General features: G+C 64.8%; 14 protein-coding genes. 10 read left to right on the forward strand and 4 right to left on the reverse strand.

Annotated features, from left to right (window positions below; all coding sequences use genetic code 11):
- Positions 1–52: 52 nt before the first annotated feature.
- Complete coding sequence (msrA, locus tag AACY13_RS01925; RefSeq protein ID WP_339458860.1) at positions 53–700, reverse strand: peptide-methionine (S)-S-oxide reductase MsrA; 648 nt, start codon at positions 698–700, stop codon at positions 53–55.
- Positions 701–766: 66 nt separating this feature from the next.
- A complete protein-coding gene (locus AACY13_RS01930; RefSeq protein ID WP_339458862.1) occupies positions 767–3,400 on the reverse strand; it encodes a putative bifunctional diguanylate cyclase/phosphodiesterase in 2,634 nt (877 codons plus the stop codon).
- Positions 3,401–3,623: 223 nt separating this feature from the next.
- On the opposite strand from AACY13_RS01930, the gene AACY13_RS01935 reads away from it, so the two are divergent.
- Entirely contained in the window at positions 3,624–4,154 is a 531-nt protein-coding gene (locus AACY13_RS01935) for a hypothetical protein (RefSeq protein ID WP_339458864.1), read from the forward strand.
- Between the two features lie 358 nt (positions 4,155–4,512).
- Here AACY13_RS01935 and aceF read toward each other — a convergent pair whose 3' ends face one another.
- Entirely contained in the window at positions 4,513–6,177 is a 1,665-nt protein-coding gene (gene aceF / locus AACY13_RS01940) for a dihydrolipoyllysine-residue acetyltransferase (RefSeq protein ID WP_339458865.1), read from the reverse strand.
- A gap of 11 nt (positions 6,178–6,188) precedes the next feature.
- Positions 6,189–8,834: a pyruvate dehydrogenase (acetyl-transferring), homodimeric type gene (gene aceE, locus AACY13_RS01945; protein ID WP_339458866.1), complete on the reverse strand. Its 2,646-nt coding sequence runs from the start codon at positions 8,832–8,834 to the stop codon at positions 6,189–6,191.
- 267 nt (positions 8,835–9,101) lie between these two features.
- Between aceE and glnE the strand changes: the two genes are divergently transcribed.
- The 9 genes from glnE (at position 9,102) to AACY13_RS01990 (ending at position 20,221) form a co-directional block, all read left to right on the forward strand.
- Positions 9,102–12,047, forward strand: coding sequence for a bifunctional [glutamate--ammonia ligase]-adenylyl-L-tyrosine phosphorylase/[glutamate--ammonia-ligase] adenylyltransferase (glnE, locus tag AACY13_RS01950; protein WP_339458867.1), 2,946 nt, complete (start codon positions 9,102–9,104; stop codon positions 12,045–12,047).
- 69 nt (positions 12,048–12,116) lie between these two features.
- On the forward strand, positions 12,117–13,040 hold the full coding sequence (gene ilvE, locus AACY13_RS01955; protein ID WP_339458868.1) for a branched-chain-amino-acid transaminase: 924 nt from the start codon (positions 12,117–12,119) through the stop codon (positions 13,038–13,040).
- A gap of 239 nt (positions 13,041–13,279) precedes the next feature.
- Entirely contained in the window at positions 13,280–14,314 is a 1,035-nt protein-coding gene (gene waaF, locus AACY13_RS01960; protein WP_339458871.1) for a lipopolysaccharide heptosyltransferase II, read from the forward strand.
- Positions 14,314–15,327: a lipopolysaccharide heptosyltransferase I gene (waaC, locus tag AACY13_RS01965; RefSeq protein WP_339458873.1), complete on the forward strand. Its 1,014-nt coding sequence runs from the start codon at positions 14,314–14,316 to the stop codon at positions 15,325–15,327. The genes waaF and waaC overlap by 1 nt, the downstream gene beginning before the upstream one ends.
- Positions 15,327–16,448, forward strand: coding sequence for a glycosyltransferase family 4 protein (locus AACY13_RS01970; RefSeq protein ID WP_339458874.1), 1,122 nt, complete (start codon positions 15,327–15,329; stop codon positions 16,446–16,448). Before waaC ends, AACY13_RS01970 begins: the two co-directional genes overlap by 1 nt.
- Positions 16,445–17,275 carry a lipopolysaccharide core heptose(I) kinase RfaP gene (rfaP, locus tag AACY13_RS01975; protein ID WP_339458876.1) on the forward strand — a complete coding sequence of 277 codons (831 nt, stop codon included), beginning with the start codon at positions 16,445–16,447 and terminating at the stop codon, positions 17,273–17,275. The genes AACY13_RS01970 and rfaP overlap by 4 nt, the downstream gene beginning before the upstream one ends.
- On the forward strand, positions 17,272–18,009 hold the full coding sequence (locus AACY13_RS01980) for a lipopolysaccharide kinase InaA family protein (protein WP_339458879.1): 738 nt from the start codon (positions 17,272–17,274) through the stop codon (positions 18,007–18,009). The genes rfaP and AACY13_RS01980 overlap by 4 nt, the downstream gene beginning before the upstream one ends.
- Positions 18,006–18,749 carry a lipopolysaccharide kinase InaA family protein gene (locus AACY13_RS01985; protein WP_339458881.1) on the forward strand — a complete coding sequence of 248 codons (744 nt, stop codon included), beginning with the start codon at positions 18,006–18,008 and terminating at the stop codon, positions 18,747–18,749. Before AACY13_RS01980 ends, AACY13_RS01985 begins: the two co-directional genes overlap by 4 nt.
- Positions 18,749–20,221, forward strand: coding sequence for a lipopolysaccharide kinase InaA family protein (locus AACY13_RS01990; RefSeq protein WP_339458882.1), 1,473 nt, complete (start codon positions 18,749–18,751; stop codon positions 20,219–20,221). The genes AACY13_RS01985 and AACY13_RS01990 overlap by 1 nt, the downstream gene beginning before the upstream one ends.
- Positions 20,222–20,231: the final 10 nt, after the last annotated feature.

The following is a 20,231-nucleotide window of genomic DNA, read 5'->3' on the forward strand; positions in this document are numbered from 1 at the left end:
AGTCTAGCGGTTTGCCTGTGAACTGGCAGCCATCTTACCGATACTCGCCGGCTCAGGCCGGCAGGCACACCCCCGTGCCGCCCAGACCGCAATAGCCGCCGGGGTTTTTCGCCAGGTACTGCTGGTGATAGGCCTCGGCGTAGTAGAAGGGCGGGGCCTCGCGGATTTCCGTGGTGATGGGGCCGAAGCCGGCCTTTTCCAGCTCGCCCTGGAAGCGCGCCTGGCTGGCCAGGGCCGCGGCCAGTTGCTCGTCGCTATGGCAGTAGATCGCCGAGCGGTACTGGCTGCCGCTGTCGTTGCCCTGGCGCATGCCCTGGGTCGGGTTGTGCGCTTCCCAGAACACCTTGAGCAGCGCCTCGTAGCTGATGAGCTGCGGGTCGAACACCACCAGCACCGCTTCGGTGTGGCCGGTCAGGCCGGAGCAGGTTTCCTCATAGGTCGGATTCGGCGTATGGCCGCCGGCATAGCCGACCGCCGTGGTCCACACGCCCGGCTGCTGCCAGAAGCGCCGTTCGGCCCCCCAGAAGCAGCCCAGGGCGAAGACCGCCTGCTGCAGGCCGGCGGGGAACGGCGGCTGCAAGGGGTTGCCATTGACATAATGCGCGCTCGGCACCGCCAGGGGCGTATCGCGGCCGGGCAGAGCCTGTTCGGCGCTGGGCAGTTCGAGTTTGTGGGCGAGAATTTGCGAGCGCAGAACCATGAGCGATTTCCTCAGCAGATGCATGTGTGTCATAGACCGTTACGGGCCGGGCTTGTTACAGACCGCTTAGCCCCGGTTTGGATAGCGCTTGAGTCGTTCCAGCAGTTCGCGGCCGGCAATCGGCCGGTCGAACAGGTAGCCCTGGCCGATATCGCAGCGCTGGCGGCGCAGGAAATTGAGCTGCGCCGCCGTCTCGATGCCTTCGGCCACCACCTTGAGCTTGAGGTTGTGGGCCATGGCGATCACCGCCGAGGTGATTTCCATGTCGTCCTGGTTGTCCGGGATGTCCTTGATAAAGCTGCGGTCGATCTTGATCACGTCGATGGGGAATTTCTTCAGGTAGCTGAGCGACGAATAGCCGGTCCCGAAGTCGTCCATGGCCAGGGTCAGGCCCAGGCTCTTCAGGCGGCTGAGCTGGTGGCGGGTGTCGTCGGTGGCCTCCAGCAGCAGGCTTTCGGTCAGCTCGAGCTCGAGCAGCCTGGGGTCGAGCTGTTCCTCATGCAGGATGGCGGCGACTTCGCCCACCAGGTCGGGGTCGGAAAACTGCTTGGGCGACAGGTTGATGGCCATCTGCAGATTATCCAGGCCGATCGCGCCGAGCTGCTTGCTCATGCGGCAGGCCTGGCGCACCACCCATTTGCCGATGGGGATGATCATGCCGGTTTCTTCCGCCACGCCGATAAACCTGTCCGGGCTGATCATGCCCTTGTCCGGGTGGTGCCAGCGCAGCAATGCCTCCATGCCCAGCAACTGGCCGCTCTTCAGGCACAGCTTGGGCTGGTAGAAGACTTCCAGTTCGTTCTGCATCAGCGCGCGGCGCAGGTTGTTCTCGACGAACAGCTTGTAGTGCGCCTCGGCATTCAGTTCTTCGGTGAACAGCTGCAGCTGGTTCTTGCCGTTGGCCTTGGCCTTGTGCAGCGCCAGGCCGCTGTGCTTGGTCAGGGTTTGCGGGTCGTCGCCGTGCTCGGGGGCACAGGCCAGGCCGATGGAACCGGTGACGCTGATCAGCTGGTTGTCGACGAACAGGGGCTTGTCCAGGGTCTTGAGCAGGCGCTGGGCGATCAGCAGGCTGTCGGCAGGGCCGGCTTCGAGCAGCACCGCGAATTCGTTGCTGGCAAAGCGCGCCAGCACGCTGCCCGCGGCCAGGCTGTTGCGCAGGCGGCGAGCCAGGCTGATCAGCAGCTTGTCGCCGGTCTGGTGGCCGAGGCTGTCGTTGATTCGCTTGAAGTTGTCGATATCCACCAGCAGCAGGCTGACCGGCTTGGCCGGGCTGTCGGCAAAGTGGCGTTCCAGTTCGCGGATAAAGGCGTAGCGATTGCCCAGGCCGGTGAGATTGTCGCGGAAGGCCAGGCGTTCGATATGCTGCTGCGCCTGCTTGCTCTCGGTGACGTCTTCGTAGATGCCGATGTAGTGGGTCAGCTGGCCGTCATCGGCATACACCTTGGACAACGACAGGTGACCCCAGTAGGGGTCGAGGTTCTTCCGGCGGCTCTTGAATTCGCCCTGCCAGCTGTTGTGCTCGGCCAGGCCGGAGCGGGCATCGAACAGCAGCTCGCCGAGGTTCTCCAGGGCGGGCATCTCCGACAGTCGGCGGCCCTGCACCTCGGCGCTGCTGTACAGGGTGATGGCGGTAAAGCTGGGGTTGACGTACTCCACCAGGCCGTCGCGGTCGAGCAGGATAAAGGCGCTGGAGCTCTGTTCGACGGCACGCTGGAACAGGTACAGGGTGCTGGTGGCCGTACGCCGCTGCTGGTTGCTCAACACCTGGGCGTACTGGTCGGCCAGCTCGCCGATAAAGGCGATTTCGTCGGGCTGCCAGCTGCGCCTGGAGCCTGTGTGCTCCAGGCACAGCACGGCGACCACTTCGCCGTCGACGCGGATGCTGGCGTCGAGCATGGCGGTGATCGTCAGCGGCTGTAGATAGTCTTGGTTCAGCTCGCGGGTGCGGGGGTCGTGTGCGGCGTCGTGGGCATCCAGCACGCGACCGCTGTGCAGAGCGCTCAGGTAGTCGGGGTAGGAGCTGGCATCGATGGCCTCCTGCTCGATACAGCCGCCCAGATCGCGCTGGTACAGGGCCATGGGCTGCAAGCGCTGGCCGTCCAGGTGCCAGATCCCGGCGCGGGCCACGCCATAGGCATCGCAGGCGCTCTTGCTGATCAGCTCGGCGGCCTCGCGCAGCGGGTCGTCGTCGCCGTAGTGGTGACGGGCCAGGCGCACGATCAGGTTCTGCTTGGCCTGGGAGCGGTGCCGCTGCTCGGCCGGTGGTTGCGCGTCGCCGGATGGCACCGCGGGTAGTGCCTCCTGGTTCGGGTTGAGTATCAGCAGGTAGCCGCGCAGCAGATGCCGCCCGTGCTGCTTGAAGGCCTCGCCCTGCTCCAGCAGGGTCAGGGTGCCCTTGGGGCTGTGCAGGTTGTACTGCACGCTGTAGTGGTTCTGGCTGGCGATTTGCTGGGCGATGCTGTCGTGCAGCCGATGGCGGGCCGCGGGCTCCATCAGGCTGGCATAGGGCGAGTCGAGCAGGGTGCAGAGCTGCTGGGCGGGCAGGCCCAGTTGCTGCTCGCAGGCAGGATCGAGGTACAGCAGTGTCCAGCTGGCTTCATTCAAGCGCTCGAAACGCAGCATGCCGAGGCGCGATGGCACTGGCAACTGTGTCACAACCTCGGCCGCTAAACGGCTGGCGGCATCTGGATGGCTTTTCATTCAGTGGCGGGCTTCCAGTATGCTGAGCGGGGCGAGGGTCAGACTTCCCTCCACATATAGCGTCGGCTAGCAGGCCGTTGAAAAACTACCTACGTTGCCGACACGGCGTTAAAAACAGGCTCGGAATGCTCATTTACAGCTCGTAAACTCCGCTTCCTCGCCTGTTTTTGCCTTGTCTCGGCTGCCTCGCCTACATTTTTCAACGGCCTGCTAAGGGTGCATCATGCAATTGCGACTGACAAGAAAACTAATCTGCGCGGTATTGCTCGGTGGTTGTGTGGCGGTCTCGCCGGTATTTGCTGGCGAACCCAGCGGCGGTTTGAGCAGCGCCGAGCAGAGCAACTACCTGGCCGAGCTGAAGCGTCTGTATCTGACCCAGGATGAGCGTCAGGCGCTGCTCGCCCATAGCAATGACCTGCTGAAAACCTATGCCCTGCGCGCCGCCTACCAGGTCGGCCAGGCGCAGCGTGAGGATCGTCTGTATCAGCTGAGCGTGGCGGGCCCCGGCGAGTTGCTGCTGCGCGAGGAGGTGCGCAGCGAGAACGGCACCGACGTCGCAGTGCGCAACCAGCGCATTGCCCTGTTCGGCGTCGATCCCTATGTGCGCTACGACTGCCCGGCCAGCGGTATCCGCTGCGTGCTGCACAACCCCCAGGACGGCAGCCCGTTGCTGAGTATCGTGCGCGACCACAAGGGCGCGGCCGAACTGGCCAAGGCCCTGAGCTTTCTGATCCGCAATCTGCAGAAGGGCTGAAGGCCAAGCGCCTTGCTGTTGTAGGGTGCGCTGTGCGCACCAAGAGTGCGCGACCTTCCTTGATGCGCACGGCGCACCCTACCCATTGCTGAGCTTGCAGGCCGGGCTACTCCTCTCAAAAAGTGTCGTATGTCATGCGTGGCGGCGCAAAAGGCCAAAAATGACCGGGAGCCATTTTTAACGTCGCGCAGCGACGGCCGGAGGTGGCGGCCATGGATGGCAAGCCACAAAAACGCCGGGAGCGCTTTTGCGCGCAAGCCCCGAAGGGGTGAAGCACATGGATGTGCTGAGCACAAAAAAAACCCCGCCAAATGGCGGGGTCGAGGATAACGAGCGTGGCTGCTCGAAAATTGATGCGTTACAGCAGCATGGTGCGGATGTCCGCCAGCACGTCGCCCAGGCGCTTGGTGAAGCGCGCCGCGGCGGCACCGTTGATCACCCGGTGGTCGTAGGACAGCGACAGCGGCAGCATCAGCTTGGGCTGGAACGCCTTGCCATCCCAGACCGGCTGGATGGTCGCCTTGCTCACACCGAGGATCGCCACTTCCGGCGCGTTGACGATCGGCGTAAAGCCGGTGCCGCCAATATGGCCGAGGCTGGAGATGGTGAAGCAGGCACCCTGCATATCGTCGGCCGACAGCTTCTTGCTGCGCGCCTTCTCCGCCAGTGCGGCGGCTTCTGCAGCCAGCTGCAACAGGCTCTTCTGGTCGACGTTCTTGATCACCGGTACCAGCAGGCCGTCCGGGGTGTCCACGGCAAAGCCGATGTGCACGTATTTCTTGCGGATGATCGCCTTGCCGCTCGGAGCCAGCGAGCTGTTGAAGTCCGGCAGTTCCTTGAGCAGGAAAGCGCAGGCCTTGAGCAGCAGCGGCAGCACGGTGAGCTTGACCCCGGCTTTTTCCGCCACGGCTTTCTGGGCGACGCGGAAGGCTTCCAGCTCGGTGATATCGGCCGAATCGAACTGGGTCACGTGCGGTACGTTGAGCCAGCTGCGGTGCAGGTTGTTGGCACCGACCTGCATCAGGCGGGTCATCGCCACTTCTTCGATTTCACCGAACTTGCTGAAGTCCACCACCGGGATCGGCGGAATGCCGGCCCCGCCGGTTGCGCCGGCTTCCGGGGCGGCCTTGGCCTTCTGCATCATCGCTTTGACGTACAGCTGCACGTCTTCCTTGAGTACGCGGCCTTTCGGGCCGGTGCCAGGCACGGCATCCAGTTCGACGCCGAACTCGCGGGCCAGCAGGCGTACCGCCGGGCCTGCATGCACCTTGCTGCCGCGGCGAGCCGGGGCACCGGCGACCTTGGCCGCGGCTGCCGCCAGGGAGGCGATGGCGCTGACTTCGGCGGCAACCGCCGGATGCGCGCCGGCCGGAACCTTGTGCATATCGCTGGCGGCTGCAGGTGCGGCGGCCGGTGCTGCGGCGGCTGGAGCCGCAGCGGCTCCGGTCACTTTCAGCTTGAGGATAAAGTCGCCAGTGCCGACTTCGTCTTCCAGCTTGACGCTGATGCTTTCCACCACGCCGGCAGCCGGCGAGGGGATTTCCATGCTGGCCTTGTCCGACTCCAGGGTGATCAGCGACTGGTCGACTTCGACCGTATCGCCGACCTTGACCAGTACTTCGATGACCCTGGCCTTGCCGTCCGAGCCGATATCCGGCACATGCACGTCCTGCACGCTGCTGCTGGCCGGTGCGGCTGGCGCAGGTGCGGCGGCCGCTGCGGGAGCGTCAGGCGCTTTAGGCGCTTCGGCCGGTGCCGCAGCAGGAGCCGCAGGTGCTGCTTCGGCAGCCCCTTCGACTTCCAGCTCGAGCAGTTCGTCGCCTTCTTTCAACGTGTCGCCCAGCTTCACTTTCAGGCTCTTCACCAGCCCGGCTTTCGGCGCGGGAATCTCCATGCTGGCCTTGTCCGACTCCAGGGTCAGCAGGCTCTGATCGGCTTCGATGCGGTCGCCGACTTTGACCATCAGCTCGATAACTTCACCCTCACCACCACCGATGTCGGGTACGCGAATCAATTCACTCATCGTTTCGCTCCTTAGCAGTCCAGTGGGTTGAGTTTTTCCGGGTTGATGCCGAACTTGGCGATGGCCTCGGCCACCACTTTGGGTTCGATATCACCGCGGTCGGCGAGGGCTTCCAGCGCGGCCAGGACCACCCAGTTGCGGTCCACTTCGAAGAAGTGGCGCAGCTTCTTGCGGCTGTCGCTGCGGCCGAAGCCGTCGGTGCCGAGCACCTTGAATTCCTTGCTCGGGACCCACTGGCGAATCTGTTCGGCGAACAGCTTCATATAGTCGGTGCTGGCGATGACCGGACCCTGGCGGCCGCTCAGGCACTCTTCCACATAGGTCTGCTTGGGCTTCTGCTCCGGGTGCAGGCGGTTGTTGCGCTCCACGGCCAGGCCGTCGCGGCGCAGCTCGTTGAAGCTGGTCACGCTCCACACGTCGGCCCCGATGTTGTACTCGTCGCGGAGGATCTTCGCCGCCTCGCGCACTTCGCGCAGGATGGTGCCGCTGCCGAGCAGTTGCACGTGATGGGCGGCTTCCTTCTTGTCTTCCTCGAGCAGGTACATGCCCCTGATGATGCCGTCCTCGACACCGGCCGGCATGGCCGGCTGCTGGTAGGACTCGTTCATCACGGTGATGTAGTAGAAGACGTCCTGTTGCTGCTCGGTCATCTTCTTCATGCCGTCCTGGATGATCACCGCCAGCTCGTAGCCGTAGGTCGGATCATAGGTGCGGCAGTTGGGGATGGTCGCGGCCAGCATGTGGCTGTGACCGTCCTCGTGCTGCAGGCCTTCGCCGTTGAGCGTGGTGCGCCCGGCGGTACCGCCGATCAGGAAGCCGCGGGTGCGGCTGTCGCCGGCGGCCCAGGCCAGGTCGCCGATACGCTGGAAACCGAACATCGAGTAGAAGATGTAGAACGGCAGCATCGGCTGGTTATGGCTGCTGTACGAAGTACCTGCGGCAATAAACGAACTCATGGCACCGGCTTCGTTGATGCCTTCCTCGAGGATCTGGCCCTTCTTGTCCTCGCGGTAGAACATCACCTGGTCCTTGTCCACCGGCTCATACAGCTGGCCGACCGAGGAGTAGATGCCGAGCTGGCGGAACATGCCTTCCATGCCGAAGGTACGGGCTTCGTCCGGGATGATCGGGACGATGCGCGAGCCGATGTCCTTGTCCTTGACCAGCTGCGCGAGGATGCGCACGAAGGCCATGGTGGTGGAAATTTCACGGTCGCCCGAGCCGTCGAGGATGGCCTTGAGGGTCTCCAGTGGCGGGGTCGGGATGCTGAAGCTCTTGGCCCGGCGCTGCGGCACGAAACCGCCCAATGCGGCGCGGCGCTCGCTCAGGTAGCGGGCCTCGGCGCTGCCGGGCTCCGGCTTGAGGAACGGCAGGTTTTCCAGCTCCTCGTCCTTGACCGGGATGTCGAAGCGGTCGCGGAACAGTTTGAGGCTGTCGACATCGACCTTCTTGGTGTTGTGCGCGGTGTTTTTCGCTTCGCCCGCACCGGTGCCATAACCCTTGACGGTCTTGGCCAGGATCACGGTCGGCTGCTCTTTGTGGTTGACCGCCTGGTGGTAGGCCGCATAGACCTTGTAGGGGTCGTGCCCGCCACGGTTGAGCTTCCAGATCTCGTCGTCGGAGAGGTCCTTGACCATCTCTTTCAGCTCGGGGCTGTTGAAGAAGTGCTCACGGACGAACGCGCCGTCCTTGGCCTTGTAGTTCTGGTACTCGCCGTCGATTACCTCGTCCATCCGGCGCTGCAGGATACCGTCGACGTCCTTGGCCAGCAGCGGGTCCCAGAAGCGGCCCCAGACCACCTTGTTGACGTTCCAGCCACCGCCACGGAACACGCCTTCGAGTTCCTGGATGATCTTGCCGTTGCCACGTACCGGGCCGTCGAGGCGCTGCAGGTTGCAGTTGATGACGAAGATCAGGTTGTCCAGCTTCTCGCGGCCGGCCAGGGAGATGGCTCCGAGGGATTCCGGCTCGTCGCACTCGCCGTCGCCCATAAAGCACCAGACCTTCTGCTTGCCGGCCGGAATAAAGCCGCGCGCTTCCAGGTACTTCATAAAGCGTGCCTGGTAGATCGCCTGGATCGGGCCCAGGCCCATCGACACGGTGGGGAACTGCCAGAAGTCGGGCATCAGCCAGGGGTGCGGATAGGACGACAGGCCTTGGCCATCGACTTCCTGGCGGAAGTTGTTCATCTGCTCTTCGCTGATGCGGCCTTCCATAAAGGCGCGGGCGTAAACGCCGGGCGAAGCGTGGCCCTGGAAGAAGATCAGGTCGCCGCCGTGCTCCTCGGTGGGAGCCTGGAAGAAGTAGTTGAAGCCGATGTCGTACAGGGTCGCCGAGGAGGCGAAACTGGAAATATGGCCGCCCAGGTCTGAATCTTTCAGGTTGGTGCGCATCACCATGGCCAGGGCATTCCAGCGCACCAGCGAGCGAATGCGGCGTTCCATGAACAGGTCGCCAGGCATGCGTGCTTCGTGGGTGAGCGGGATGGTGTTGCGGTATGGCGTGGTGATCGCATAGGGCAGTTGCGAACCACTGCGGGTGGCCAGTTCGCCCATACGGGTCATCAGATAGTGCGCGCGGTCTTCACCCTCGTGTTCGAGGACGGACTCAAGGGCGTCCAGCCATTCCTGGGTTTCGACGGGATCGAGGTCTTGCATGGCTTGCTCCAGGGCGGAAAGGCTTCCAGAATCGGAGGCCAGGTTTCGTGGCCGACTTCGTGAGTGGCCGCGTGAATTCTTGGATTGACCGGGGGTAGGACCGGCTGCGTGTAGTTTTACTACATTCCGACGTCGATTTCAGCCTTTTGGATACAATCTTTGGTAGTAAAACTACAATTATTTTCGCTGACACTGCCCGCCCCGCTCTAGCGCGAGGTATTTGCCGGATTGCGGGGTTCACTGTCAGCTCGCCAAAAAGGATAGACCATGAGCCTGCCCGTGCTGGCCTCTTTACCTGCCGCCCTCGAGCCCCTGGCGCTGCGTGCCGAGCAATCCTTGCAGCAGGCCGTCGACGCCTTGTCGGGCGAGGCCCGGGGGCAGTTTGCCGCCTGGTCGGTCGAGCGTCGGGTGCTGTTGCGGCGGGTCGGGGCGGCCAGCGATTTCGTCGTGCAGCAGGCGCTGCGCGATCCGCAGATGCTGCTGGAGCTGGCCGCCAGCGGCGAGCTGGAACGCGCGCTGAAGGCCGGTGAAATGCGCGCTCAGCTGGCCGCGCAGCTGGCCGAATGTGCCGATGAAGAGGACCTCGGGCGGCGCTTGCGGCGCTTTCGTAACCGTCAGCAGCTGCGCATCATCTGGCGCGATCTCAGCCGCCAGGCCGACCTGATCGAGACCTGCCGCGACCTCTCGGAAATGGCCGACATCTGCATCGACCTGGCCTATCACTGGCTCTATCCCAAGCATTGCGCGCAGTTCGGCACGCCCATCGGCCGGCGTAGTGGTACGCCGCAGCATATGGTGATTCTCGGCATGGGCAAGCTGGGGGCCCATGAGCTCAATCTGTCCTCGGATATCGACCTGATCTTCGGCTACCCGGAGGGCGGCGAGACCGAAGGGGTCAAGCGTTCGCTGGACAATCAGGAATTCTTTATCCGTCTCGGTCAGCGCCTGATCAAGGCGCTGGACGTGATTACCGTCGACGGTTTCGTATTTCGCACCGATATGCGTTTGCGCCCCTACGGATCAAGCGGTTCGCTGGTGTTCAGTTTCAATGCCCTGGAGCAGTACTACCAGGACCAGGGGCGCGACTGGGAACGCTACGCCATGATCAAGGCGCGGGTGGTCGGTGGCGATCAGCTCGCCGGGGCGCAGCTGCTGGAGATGCTGCGGCCCTTCGTCTACCGGCGTTACCTGGATTTCTCCGCGATCGAGGCGCTGCGCGGCATGAAGCAGCTGATCCAGCAGGAGGTGCGGCGCAAGGGCATGGCCGAGAATATCAAGCTGGGTGCCGGCGGCATTCGCGAGGTGGAGTTTATCGCTCAGGCCTTCCAGCTGATTCACGGCGGGCGCGACCTCAGCCTGCAGCAGCGCTCGTTGTTCGCGGTGCTCGATACCCTGCGCGATCAGGGCTATCTGCCGGCGGCGGTGACCGACGAGCTGCGCGACGGTTATGCCTTTCTGCGTTACGCCGAACATGCGCTGCAGGCCATCGACGACCGGCAGACGCAGATGCTCCCGGACAATGACCAGGACCGCGCGCGGGTGGCCTTTATCATGGGGTTCGACAGCTGGCAGGCGTTTCATGAGCGTCTGATGCACTGGCGCGGCCGGGTCGACTGGCATTTCCGTCAGGTGATCGCCGATCCCGATGAAGATGCAGAAATCGCCGAGGATGAGTCTGTCGGCGGCGAATGGCTGCCGCTGTGGGGGGACGTGCAGGACGAGGCCGCCGCCTGTCGCCAACTGGCCGAGGCCGGCTTCGTCGATGCCCAGGCGGCCTGGCAGCGCCTGGCGGGGCTGCGCAATGGCAATCAGGTGCGGGCTATGCAGCGCCTCGGCCGCGAACGCCTGGATGCCTTCGTGCCGCGTCTGCTGGCGCAGGCGGTGGAGCATGAAAATCCGGATCTGGTGCTGGAACGGGTGCTGCCGCTGGTCGAGGCGGTGGCGCGGCGTTCGGCCTATCTGGTGCTGCTGACGGAAAACCCCGGTGCCCTGCAGCGCCTGCTGACCCTGTGTGCGGCCAGCCCGTGGATCGCCGAGCAGATCACCCGCTTCCCTTTATTGCTCGACGAACTGCTTAACGAAGGCCGGTTGTTCAAGCCGCCGCTGGCACCAGAGCTGGCCGCAGAGCTGCGCGAGCGGCTGATGCGCATCCCCGAGGACGACCTGGAGCAGCAGATGGAGGCGCTGCGGCATTTCAAGCTGGCCCACCGCCTGCGCGTGGCCGCCTCGGAAATCGCCGGCAGCCTGCCGCTGATGAAGGTCAGCGACTACCTGACCTGGCTGGCCGAGGCGATTCTCGATCAGGTGCTGGTCCTGGCCTGGCGGCATACCGTGAGCAAGTACGGCGCGCCGCGGCGTGCCGACGGCAGTGTCTGCGATCCGGATTTCGTCATAGTCGGTTACGGCAAGGTCGGTGGCATCGAGCTGGGTCATGGCTCGGATCTGGACCTGGTGTTTATCCATGACGGCGATCCGCATGCGGAAACCGATGGGGTCAAGCCCATCGACGGCGCGCAGTTCTTCAATCGCCTGGGCCAGCGGATCATTCACCTGCTGACCACCCAGACCAACTCCGGCCAGCTCTACGAGGTGGATATGCGTCTGCGCCCCTCGGGTGCGGCGGGGCTGCTGGTCAGCTCGCTGGGTGCCTTCGAGCGCTACCAGGAAAACGAGGCCTGGACCTGGGAGCACCAGGCCCTGGTGCGCGCTCGGGTGCTGGTTGGCTGCCCGCGGGTGGGCAAGGCCTTCGAGGCGGTGCGCGCCCAGGTGCTGGGGCGCGAGCGCGACCTGGGCAAGTTGCGCGGCGAGGTCGGCGAGATGCGCGCGAAGATGCGCGACAACCTCGGCAGCAAGGCCACTGCGGCCGGCACGGCGGCGAACGCCTTCGAGGCCACGGCCCCCTTCGATCTCAAGCAGGACGCTGGAGGTATCGTCGATATTGAATTTATGGTGCAATACGCGGCCCTGGCCTGGTCGCGTCAGTACCCGGAACTGCTGGAGTTCACCGATAACATCCGCATTCTGGAAGGGCTGGAGCGAGTCGGCATGCTGCCGGGCGAAGATGCCCGGTTGCTCCAGGATATATACAAGGCCTACCGCTCGGCGGCCCACCGCCAGGCGCTGCAGAAGCAGCCCGGGGTGGTGAGCGGTGATCAGTTCCCGGACGAGCGGCGCAGCGTGATGCGCATCTGGCGGGAGCTGGGCTTGAACTGAATTGATCCGGCCGGGCGTGCTAGGTGCCCGGCATAGGCTGTACCAATCGAACTTGAGGAGCAGGCAACTATGTCGATGGCCGATCGTGATGGCGTGATCTGGTATGACGGCGAGCTGGTGCCGTGGCGCAACGCGACCACCCACGTACTGACCCACACCCTGCACTACGGCATGGGCGTATTTGAAGGCGTGCGCGCCTACAACACCCCGCAGGGTACGGCGATCTTCCGCCTGCAAGCGCACACCGACCGCCTGTTCGATTCGGCCCACATCATGGGCATGAAGATTCCGTACAGCAAAGACGAAATCAACGAGGCCACCCGTGCCGCCGTGCGTGAGAACAACCTGGAAAGCGCCTACATCCGCCCCATGGTGTTCTACGGATCTGAAGCCATGGGCCTGCGCGCCAGCGGCCTGAAGGTGCAGGTAATAGTCGCGGCCTGGAACTGGGGTGCCTATATGGGCGACGAAGCCCTGCAGGTCGGCATCAAGGTGCGCACCAGCTCCTTTACCCGTCATCACGTCAATATCTCGATGACCCGGGCCAAGGCCAACGGCAACTACATCAACTCCATGCTGGCCCTGCAGGAAGCCATCTCCGGCGGTGCCGACGAGGCCATGCTGCTGGATCCGGAAGGCTATGTGGCCGAGGGCTCGGGGGAGAACATCTTCCTGGTCAAGAACGGCGTGATCTACACCCCGGAAGTGACCTCCTGCCTGAACGGCATCACCCGTAACACTATCCTGACCCTGGCTGCCGAGCACGGCATCGAGGTGGTCGAGAAGCGCATCACCCGCGACGAGGTGTATATCGCCGACGAGGCCTTCTTCACCGGCACCGCCGCCGAAGTCACGCCGATCCGCGAAGTCGATGGCCGGCAGATCGGCGCAGGCCGTCGCGGTCCGGTGACCGAGACGCTGCAGACCGCCTACTTCGACCTGGTAACGGGTAAAACCAGCGACCACGCCGAATGGCGCACCCTGGTTAAGTGAAGCTACTGCGGGCTGCGCGCGCTATGCGGCGTTGCTCCTTGTGACCCACATGGATGTGGGGAATGCCGATTCCCGCCTGGAGCGGGAACGGCCCTAGCCGTCGCTCGTGACGCTTCACACTAGATTGGCGTTTCGTACGATGGGTTGAGCATGGCGATACCTGTCAAGGTGGCGCTGTCGGTTTAAGCGTTGAGTCTGTCCGGGAGGCGAAAGCCTCCTTGGTCGTTTCTGGAAACCGCATGAAAATACTGATCGTAGGCCCCAGTTGGGTGGGCGATATGGTGATGGCGCAGACGCTGCTGCAGTGTCTCAAACAGCGTCATCCCGAGTGCGAGATCGATGTGCTGGCCCCGGACTGGAGTCGGCCGATTCTCGAGCGCATGCCCGAGGTGCGTCAGGCCCTGAGCTTTCCCCTGGGCCATGGCGTGTTGCAACTGGCCACCCGGCGCAAGATCGGCAAGTCCCTGGCCGGCCAGTACGACCAGGCGATTCTGCTGCCCAACTCGCTGAAATCGGCCTTGGTACCCTTTTTCGCCGGTATCCCCACGCGCACCGGCTGGAAGGGCGAGATGCGCTACGGCCTGCTCAACGATGTGCGCACGCTGGATAAAGAGCGCTACCCGCTGATGATCGAGCGCTTTATGGCTCTGGCCTTCGAGCCTGGCACCGACTTGCCGCAACCTTATCCGCGGCCGAGTCTGCGCATAGAGGAAGCCAGTCGCGCCGCGGCGCTGGCCAAGTTCGGCCTGAGTCTGGACCGGCCGGTGCTGGCGCTGTGCCCGGGGGCCGAGTTCGGCGAGGCCAAGCGCTGGCCCAGTGAGCACTACGCCCAGGTCGCCGAAGCGAAGATCCGCCTCGGTTGGCAGGTGTGGCTGTTCGGTTCGAAAAACGATCATCCGGTCGGCGAAGAGATCCGCTCACGACTGATTCCCGGTTTGCGCGAAGAGGCGGTGAATCTGGCCGGCGACACCAGTCTGGCCGAAGCCATCGACCTGCTGTCCTGCGCCGCTGCCGTGGTCTCCAACGACTCCGGTCTGATGCATGTGGCCGCGGCGCTGAACCGGCCGCTGGTGGCGGTCTACGGTTCCACCTCGCCGCAGTTCACCCCGCCGTTGGCCGAGCAGGTGGAGATCGTGCGCCTGGGTATCGAGTGCAGCCCCTGTTTCGACCGCACTTGCCGCTTCGGTCACTACGACTGCCTGCGTCAGCTCAAGCCGCGCCCGGTGCTCGAGGCGCTGGATCGCCTGGTGGCCGATCCGATCGAGGTCGAATAGTGCGGGTACTGCTGATCAAGACCTCTTCGCTGGGTGATGTGATTCACAGCCTGCCGGCCCTGACCGATGCCGCCCGGGCGATTCCCGGTATCCAGTTCGACTGGGTGGTGGAGGAGGGCTTCGCCGAGATTCCCGCCTGGCACCCGGCCGTGGGCCAGGTCATCCCGGTGGCGATCCGCCGCTGGCGCAAGCACCTGTGGCAGACCCTCAAGAACGGTGAATGGAAGCGCTTCAAGCAGCGCCTGGGCGAAACCCAATACGATCTGGTGATCGACGCCCAGGGGCTGCTGAAAAGCGCCTGGCTGACCCGCTATGTCAAGGCCCCGGTGGCCGGGCTGGATCGCGATTCGGCGCGCGAGCCCCTGGCCAGCCGCTTCTATGATCGGCGCTACGCCGTGGCCAAGGACCAGCATGCCCTGGAGCGTACCCGTCAATTGTTTGCCCAGGCCCTGGGTTATGCCTTGCCCGCAGGGCTGGGCGACTACGGCTTGAGTCGGGCGCAACTGGCCGATGCCCAGGCGCAGCCCTATCTGCTGTTTCTGCACGGCACCACCTGGGCCAGCAAGCACTGGCCGGAAGCCGACTGGCGCGCGCTGGCCGCGCGCATGAGCGAGCAGGGCTGGGCCGTGCGCCTGCCCTGGGGCAATGAAAGCGAGAAAGCCCGTGCCGAGCGTATCGTCGCCGGCATTGCAAACGCTGCAGTGCTGCCCAAACTCAATCTGGCCGGCGTGGCCAAGGTGATCGCCGGGGCCCGTGCCTGCGTGGCGGTGGACACCGGCCTCGGCCATCTGGCCGCGGCCCTGGATGTGCCGAGCATCTCCCTGTACGGCCCGACCCGGCCTGGCCGCGTCGGTGCCTACGGCCGCTCGCAGATTCACCTGTGCGCCAGCGGGCCGGATGCGGGCTCGGGCGACCGGCACAAACCCTGTTTCGACGGCCTCGATGCCGAGCGCGTCGCCACGCAATTGCAGGCCCTGTTGCTGGCCCAGCCGCTGGGTAAGGAAACTGTCTGATGCAACTGGCTTTTATCCTCTACAAATACTTCCCCTTCGGCGGCCTGCAGCGCGACTTTATGCGCATCGCCCTGGAGTGCCAGGCGCGCGGCCATGCCGTCCGCGTCTACACGCCGATCTGGGAAGGCGAGGTGCCCGCGGGCTTCGAGGTGGTGGTGGTGCCGGTCAAGGCGCTGTTCAATCACAAGCGCAACGAAAAACTCAGCGCCTGGATCGCGGCCGACCTGGCCAAGCGCCCGGTGGATCGGGTGGTGGGCTTCAACAAGATGCCCGGGCTGGATGTCTACTACGCCGCCGACGGCTGTTTCGAGGACAAGGCGCAGACCCTGCGCAACCCGCTCTACCGCCAGTGGGGGCGCTACAAGCATTTCGCCGACTACGAGCGGGCGGTGTTCGCCCCCGAGTCGAAGACCGAAATCCTGATGATTTCCGAGGTGCAGCAGCCGCTGTTTATCAAGCATTACCGCACCCCGCTGCAGCGCTTTCACCTGCTGCCGCCGGGCATCGCCCTGGATCGTCGCGCGCCGGCCAACGCCGCCGAGATTCGCACCGAATTCCGCGCCGAGTTCAAGCTGGGCGATAACGAGCTGCTGCTGGTACAGATCGGCTCCGGGTTCAAGACCAAGGGCCTGGACCGCAGCCTCAAGGCCCTGGCCGCCCTGCCGCAGGAACTCAGGCAGCGCACCCGGCTGATCGCCATCGGCCAGGACGATCCGCGCGCATTCAAGCTGCAGGCCAAGGCCCTCGGCGTTGCCGATAAGGTTGAGATTCTCAAGGGCCGCAGCGATATCCCGCGTTTTCTCCTAGGGGCCGACCTACTGATTCACCCGGCCTACAACGAAAACACCGGCACCGTGCTGCTGGAAGCCCTGGTTGCCGGCCTGCCGGTGCTGGTCAGCGATGTCTGTGGCTATGCCCATTACATCGCCGATGCGGATGCCGGGCGGGTGCTGGCCAGCCCCTTCGAGCAGGCGCGGCTCAATCATCTGCTGGCCGATATGCTCGCCGACGACCAGCGTCGGGCGTTCTGGTCGCGCAACGGCTTGGCCTACGCCGCTCGCGCCGATCTGTATTCCATGCCGCAGAAGGCAGCTGACGTGATACTGGCGACCCATTTATGAAATTGTTGTTGGCCGAACCCTTTAAAAGCCTGTGGGCCGGCAAGGACCCCTTTGTCGCGGTCGAGGCCCTGCAGGGCCAGGTCTACCGCGAGCTGGAAGGTCGCCGCACCCTGCGCACGGAAGTGGCCGGGCGCGGTTATTTCGTCAAGATCCACCGTGGTATCGGCTGGGGCGAGATCGTCAAGAACCTGCTCAGCGCCAGGTTGCCGGTGCTCGGCGCACGCCAGGAGTGGCAGGCCATCGAGCGCCTGACCGCGGCCGGGGTGGCGACCATGACTGCGGTGGCCTATGGCGAGCGTGGGCGCAATCCGGCGGCGCAGCATTCCTTTATCGTCACCGAGGAGCTGGCCCCGACCGCCGACCTCGAGCAGCTGAGTCTGAACTGGGCCCACGAGCCTCCCGAGCCGCGGCTGAAGTGGGCGCTGATCGCTGAGGTGGCGAGCATGCTCGGCACCATGCACCGCGCCGGGGTCAATCATCGCGACTGCTATATCTGTCACTTTCTCTTGCACACCGATAAGCCGGTGAGCGCGGACGATCTGCGCCTGTCGGTGATCGACCTGCACCGCGCCCAGGTGCGCAGCGCGACGCCGCTGCGCTGGCGCAACAAGGACCTGGCCGCGCTGTACTTCTCGGTGCTGAATATCGGCCTGACCCGGCGCGACCGGCTGCGCTTTCTGCGCGGCTATTTTGCCGCGCTGAAGGGCCCGCAGCCGTTGCGCCAGATTCTCGGCGAAGAGGCGCAGCTGCTGGCCTGGCTGGAAAGCAAGGCGCAGCGTCTGCTTGAGCGTTACGCCCGCAAATATGCGCCGGGTGCCGGGCAATGAGTGAGTGGCGGGTTACCGATATCTGTCCCCCGGAGCTGGTCGCTGAGCTGGCCGATCTGCAGCGGGTGTTTGCCCTCGAGGGGCAGCGCCTGACCCGCGACCCGCTGTCGGAGGTGGTGCGTATCGAGCGTGATGGCGTGTGCTATTACGTCAAGCGCTACTGGGGCGCGGGCAAGGGCTTGCGCCGCTATATCGGCCGGCCGCGGGTCAAGGCCGAATGGCAGAACCTCAAGTATTTTGCCAAGTGGGGCATCCCTACCGCGCCCATCGTCGCCTATGGCCTGGAGCGCAAGGGCGGGGCCTTTGTGCGTGGCGCGCTGATCACCCGCGAGCTGCCGCGCACCGAGGATATGGCGCTGCTGGCGCGGCGCAAGGACGAGCGCCTGGCCGACCGCAGCTGGGTGGCGCGGGTCAGTGTGCAGCTGGCCCAGGCCACCCGCACCCTGCATGAGCATCACTTCACCCACAACGATTTGAAGTGGCGCAATCTGCTGGTCAACGATCAGGCCGAGCTGTTCTTTATCGACTGCCCGACCGGGGCATTCTGGTGGGGGCCGTTGCTGCGCTATCGCATGGTCAAGGACCTGGCCTGCCTGGACAAGGTGGCCAAGTACCACCTGAGCCGTACCCAGCGCCTGCGTTTCTATCTGCAATATCGTGACCGCGAGCGCCTGAGTGCTGCGGACAAGTGCAAGGTGCGCCGCATCGTCAAATTCTTCGAGGGGCGGGAATGAGTGATTTTGTCGCGGCTGCGGATCGGGCCGTTCTCGAAAGCCAGGGGCTGGCCAGCTTCGAGGCGCTATGGGCCTTGCAGCTGGAGGCGGTCGACGAACCCAATACCGAACGCGGCGGCTGGAGCAGCGTGTATCGCCTGGAGCTGGGCGGGGCGGCCTTCTACCTCAAGCGCCAGAGCAACCACCTGACCCGCAGCCTGCTGCACCCTTTCGGCGAGCCGACCTTTGCCCGCGAATTTCGCAATATCCAGGCCTATCGCCGGCTGGGCATTCCCGCGCTGCAAGCGGCCTTCTTCGCCGAGCGGCGCGTGCCCGGCGAGCGCCGCGCCATTCTGCTGACCCGTGCGCTGGACGGCTGGCGCGACCTCGAACACTGGCTGCAGGGCTGGAATTCTACCCCCGCGGCGACGCGCCAGGCCATCCTGCGCGCCTGCGGCGAGCTGGCGCAGCAGCTGCACGCTGCCGGGCAGATGCACGGCTGTTTCTACCCCAAGCATATTTTCCTCAAGGCCGACGGCGCGGGTTTCGCCGCGCAGCTGATCGACCTGGAAAAGACCCGTCCCCTGCTGTTCGGACGGCGCGACCGGATCAAGGATCTGGAGCCGTTGCTGCGTCGGGCCAGCGTCTGGAACGAGGCCGAAGTGCGCGCGCTGCTGCTGGCCTACCTGGGCGCTGCGGGCGAGCTGGAGGGCTGGTGGCAGCAGCTGGGCGCGCGCCGGCGGCACAAGGAGGCGCGCTGATGGAGCTTGCTCAACTGGCCGAGACCGGCCGCGCACCCAAGCTGCCGCTACGCCTCGAGCTGGCTGGCGAGGCGCTGGAGTTGCAGCGCCTGCTGCGGGTGCTGCCGGGACAGCGTTATGTCGCCCTGGCCCAGTGGTGCGGTCGTCCAGTGCTGGCCAAGCTGCTGGTCGGCGGCAAGGCCGAGCGGCATTTCCAGCGCGAACTGCAGGGCGCGCGTCTGCTCGCCGAGCAAGGCCTGCCGACCCCCGCGCTGCTGGCGCAGGGCTGGCAGGCGGGGCAGGGCGGCTGGTTGCTGTTCGACTACCTCGAGGGTGCGCAGAGCCTGTGGGATGCCTGGCAGGTGGTGGCCAGTCGGCCGCTCCTGGACGCGGCGCAGCAGGCCGTGCTGGGCGAGGCCCTCGGCGCGATTGCGCAGATGCACGCCAGGGGCCTGTGGCAGGCCGACCTGCATCTGGACAATCTGCTGCGCCATGCCGGCCGGGTGTCGATTATCGATGGCGGTGGGGTGTGCGTCGAAGTCGCCGGCAAACCGCTGTCACGGGCGCGGGTGCTGGAAAACCTCGGCATGTTCTTCGCCCAGCTGCCTGCCGAGGTTCAGCCCTTTATCGAGGAGCTGCTGGTGCATTACCTGCTGGCCAATGGCGAGCATGCGTTGCCGCTGGAAGCGCTGCTGGCCGAGGTGGCCAAGGTGCGGCGCTGGCGTTTGCGCGACTATATGCGCAAGATCGCCCGCGATTGCAGCCTGTTCAGTGCAAGGATCGGCGCGTTCGGCTTGCGCGTGGTGCGCCGCGACTGCCTCGATGAGCTCGCGCCGCTGCTGAACCAGGCCGATGCGCTGCTGACCCGGGGGCGTGCCCTGAAGTTGGGCGGCTCCGCCACGGTGGCCCAGGTTCGCCAGGGCGAGCGTGAGCTGGTGGTCAAGCGCTACAACGTGAAAAACCTCGGCCACTGGCTGAAGCGCTTCTGGCGTCCCAGCCGCGCCTGGCACAGCTGGGTCGAGGGCAACCGCCTGCACTTGCTGGGTATCGCCACCCCGCAGCCATTGGCCGTGCTGGAGCGGCGCTGGTGCTGGCTGCGCGGGCGCGCCTACCTGATTACCGAATACTGCGGCGGGCAGGATATAATCGCGCGTTTTCAGCCCTATCTGGATAAAGATGGGGACGAATCGCCCCCTGAAGCCGACCTGTTGGCGCTGGATCGCCTGTTCGCCGCCTTGCTGCGCGAGCGCATCAGCCACGGCGATTTCAAGGGGAGCAACCTGCTTTGGATTAACCAGCGGGATGAAGGCCAGGGCCGTTGGTCGTTGATCGACCTCGACGCCATGCAGCAGCACCGCAGCGCACGCAGTTTCGCCCGGGCCTATGCCCGCGACCGCGCCCGTTTTTTGCGCAACTGGCCGGCTGATTCACAGCTGTTCAAGCTGCTCGACCAACGTATACCGCTGACGCCCGCCGTCGGCTCAGCAGACTAAAAGAGGCAAA

It is taken from the genome of Pseudomonas sp. EA_105y_Pfl2_R69 (assembly GCF_963970915.1).
In the GTDB taxonomy this organism is placed as follows: domain Bacteria; phylum Pseudomonadota; class Gammaproteobacteria; order Pseudomonadales; family Pseudomonadaceae; genus Aquipseudomonas.

What these genes read in the sequence shown, in the direction of transcription:
- waaF (WP_339458871.1), top strand. Translation starts at nt 13,280, where the DNA reads ATGAAAATACTGATCGTAGGCCCCAGTTGGGTGGGCGATATGGTGATG.
- AACY13_RS01930 (WP_339458862.1), bottom strand. Translation starts at nt 3,400, where the DNA reads ATGAAAAGCCATCCAGATGCCGCCAGCCGTTTAGCGGCCGAGGTTGTG.
- AACY13_RS01980 (WP_339458879.1), top strand. Translation starts at nt 17,272, where the DNA reads ATGAGTGAGTGGCGGGTTACCGATATCTGTCCCCCGGAGCTGGTCGCT.
- msrA (WP_339458860.1), bottom strand. Translation starts at nt 700, where the DNA reads ATGGTTCTGCGCTCGCAAATTCTCGCCCACAAACTCGAACTGCCCAGC.
- AACY13_RS01935 (WP_339458864.1), top strand. Translation starts at nt 3,624, where the DNA reads ATGCAATTGCGACTGACAAGAAAACTAATCTGCGCGGTATTGCTCGGT.
- glnE (WP_339458867.1), top strand. Translation starts at nt 9,102, where the DNA reads ATGAGCCTGCCCGTGCTGGCCTCTTTACCTGCCGCCCTCGAGCCCCTG.
- ilvE (WP_339458868.1), top strand. Translation starts at nt 12,117, where the DNA reads ATGTCGATGGCCGATCGTGATGGCGTGATCTGGTATGACGGCGAGCTG.
- AACY13_RS01985 (WP_339458881.1), top strand. Translation starts at nt 18,006, where the DNA reads ATGAGTGATTTTGTCGCGGCTGCGGATCGGGCCGTTCTCGAAAGCCAG.
- AACY13_RS01990 (WP_339458882.1), top strand. Translation starts at nt 18,749, where the DNA reads ATGGAGCTTGCTCAACTGGCCGAGACCGGCCGCGCACCCAAGCTGCCG.
- aceF (WP_339458865.1), bottom strand. Translation starts at nt 6,177, where the DNA reads ATGAGTGAATTGATTCGCGTACCCGACATCGGTGGTGGTGAGGGTGAA.
- rfaP (WP_339458876.1), top strand. Translation starts at nt 16,445, where the DNA reads ATGAAATTGTTGTTGGCCGAACCCTTTAAAAGCCTGTGGGCCGGCAAG.
- aceE (WP_339458866.1), bottom strand. Translation starts at nt 8,834, where the DNA reads ATGCAAGACCTCGATCCCGTCGAAACCCAGGAATGGCTGGACGCCCTT.
- AACY13_RS01970 (WP_339458874.1), top strand. Translation starts at nt 15,327, where the DNA reads ATGCAACTGGCTTTTATCCTCTACAAATACTTCCCCTTCGGCGGCCTG.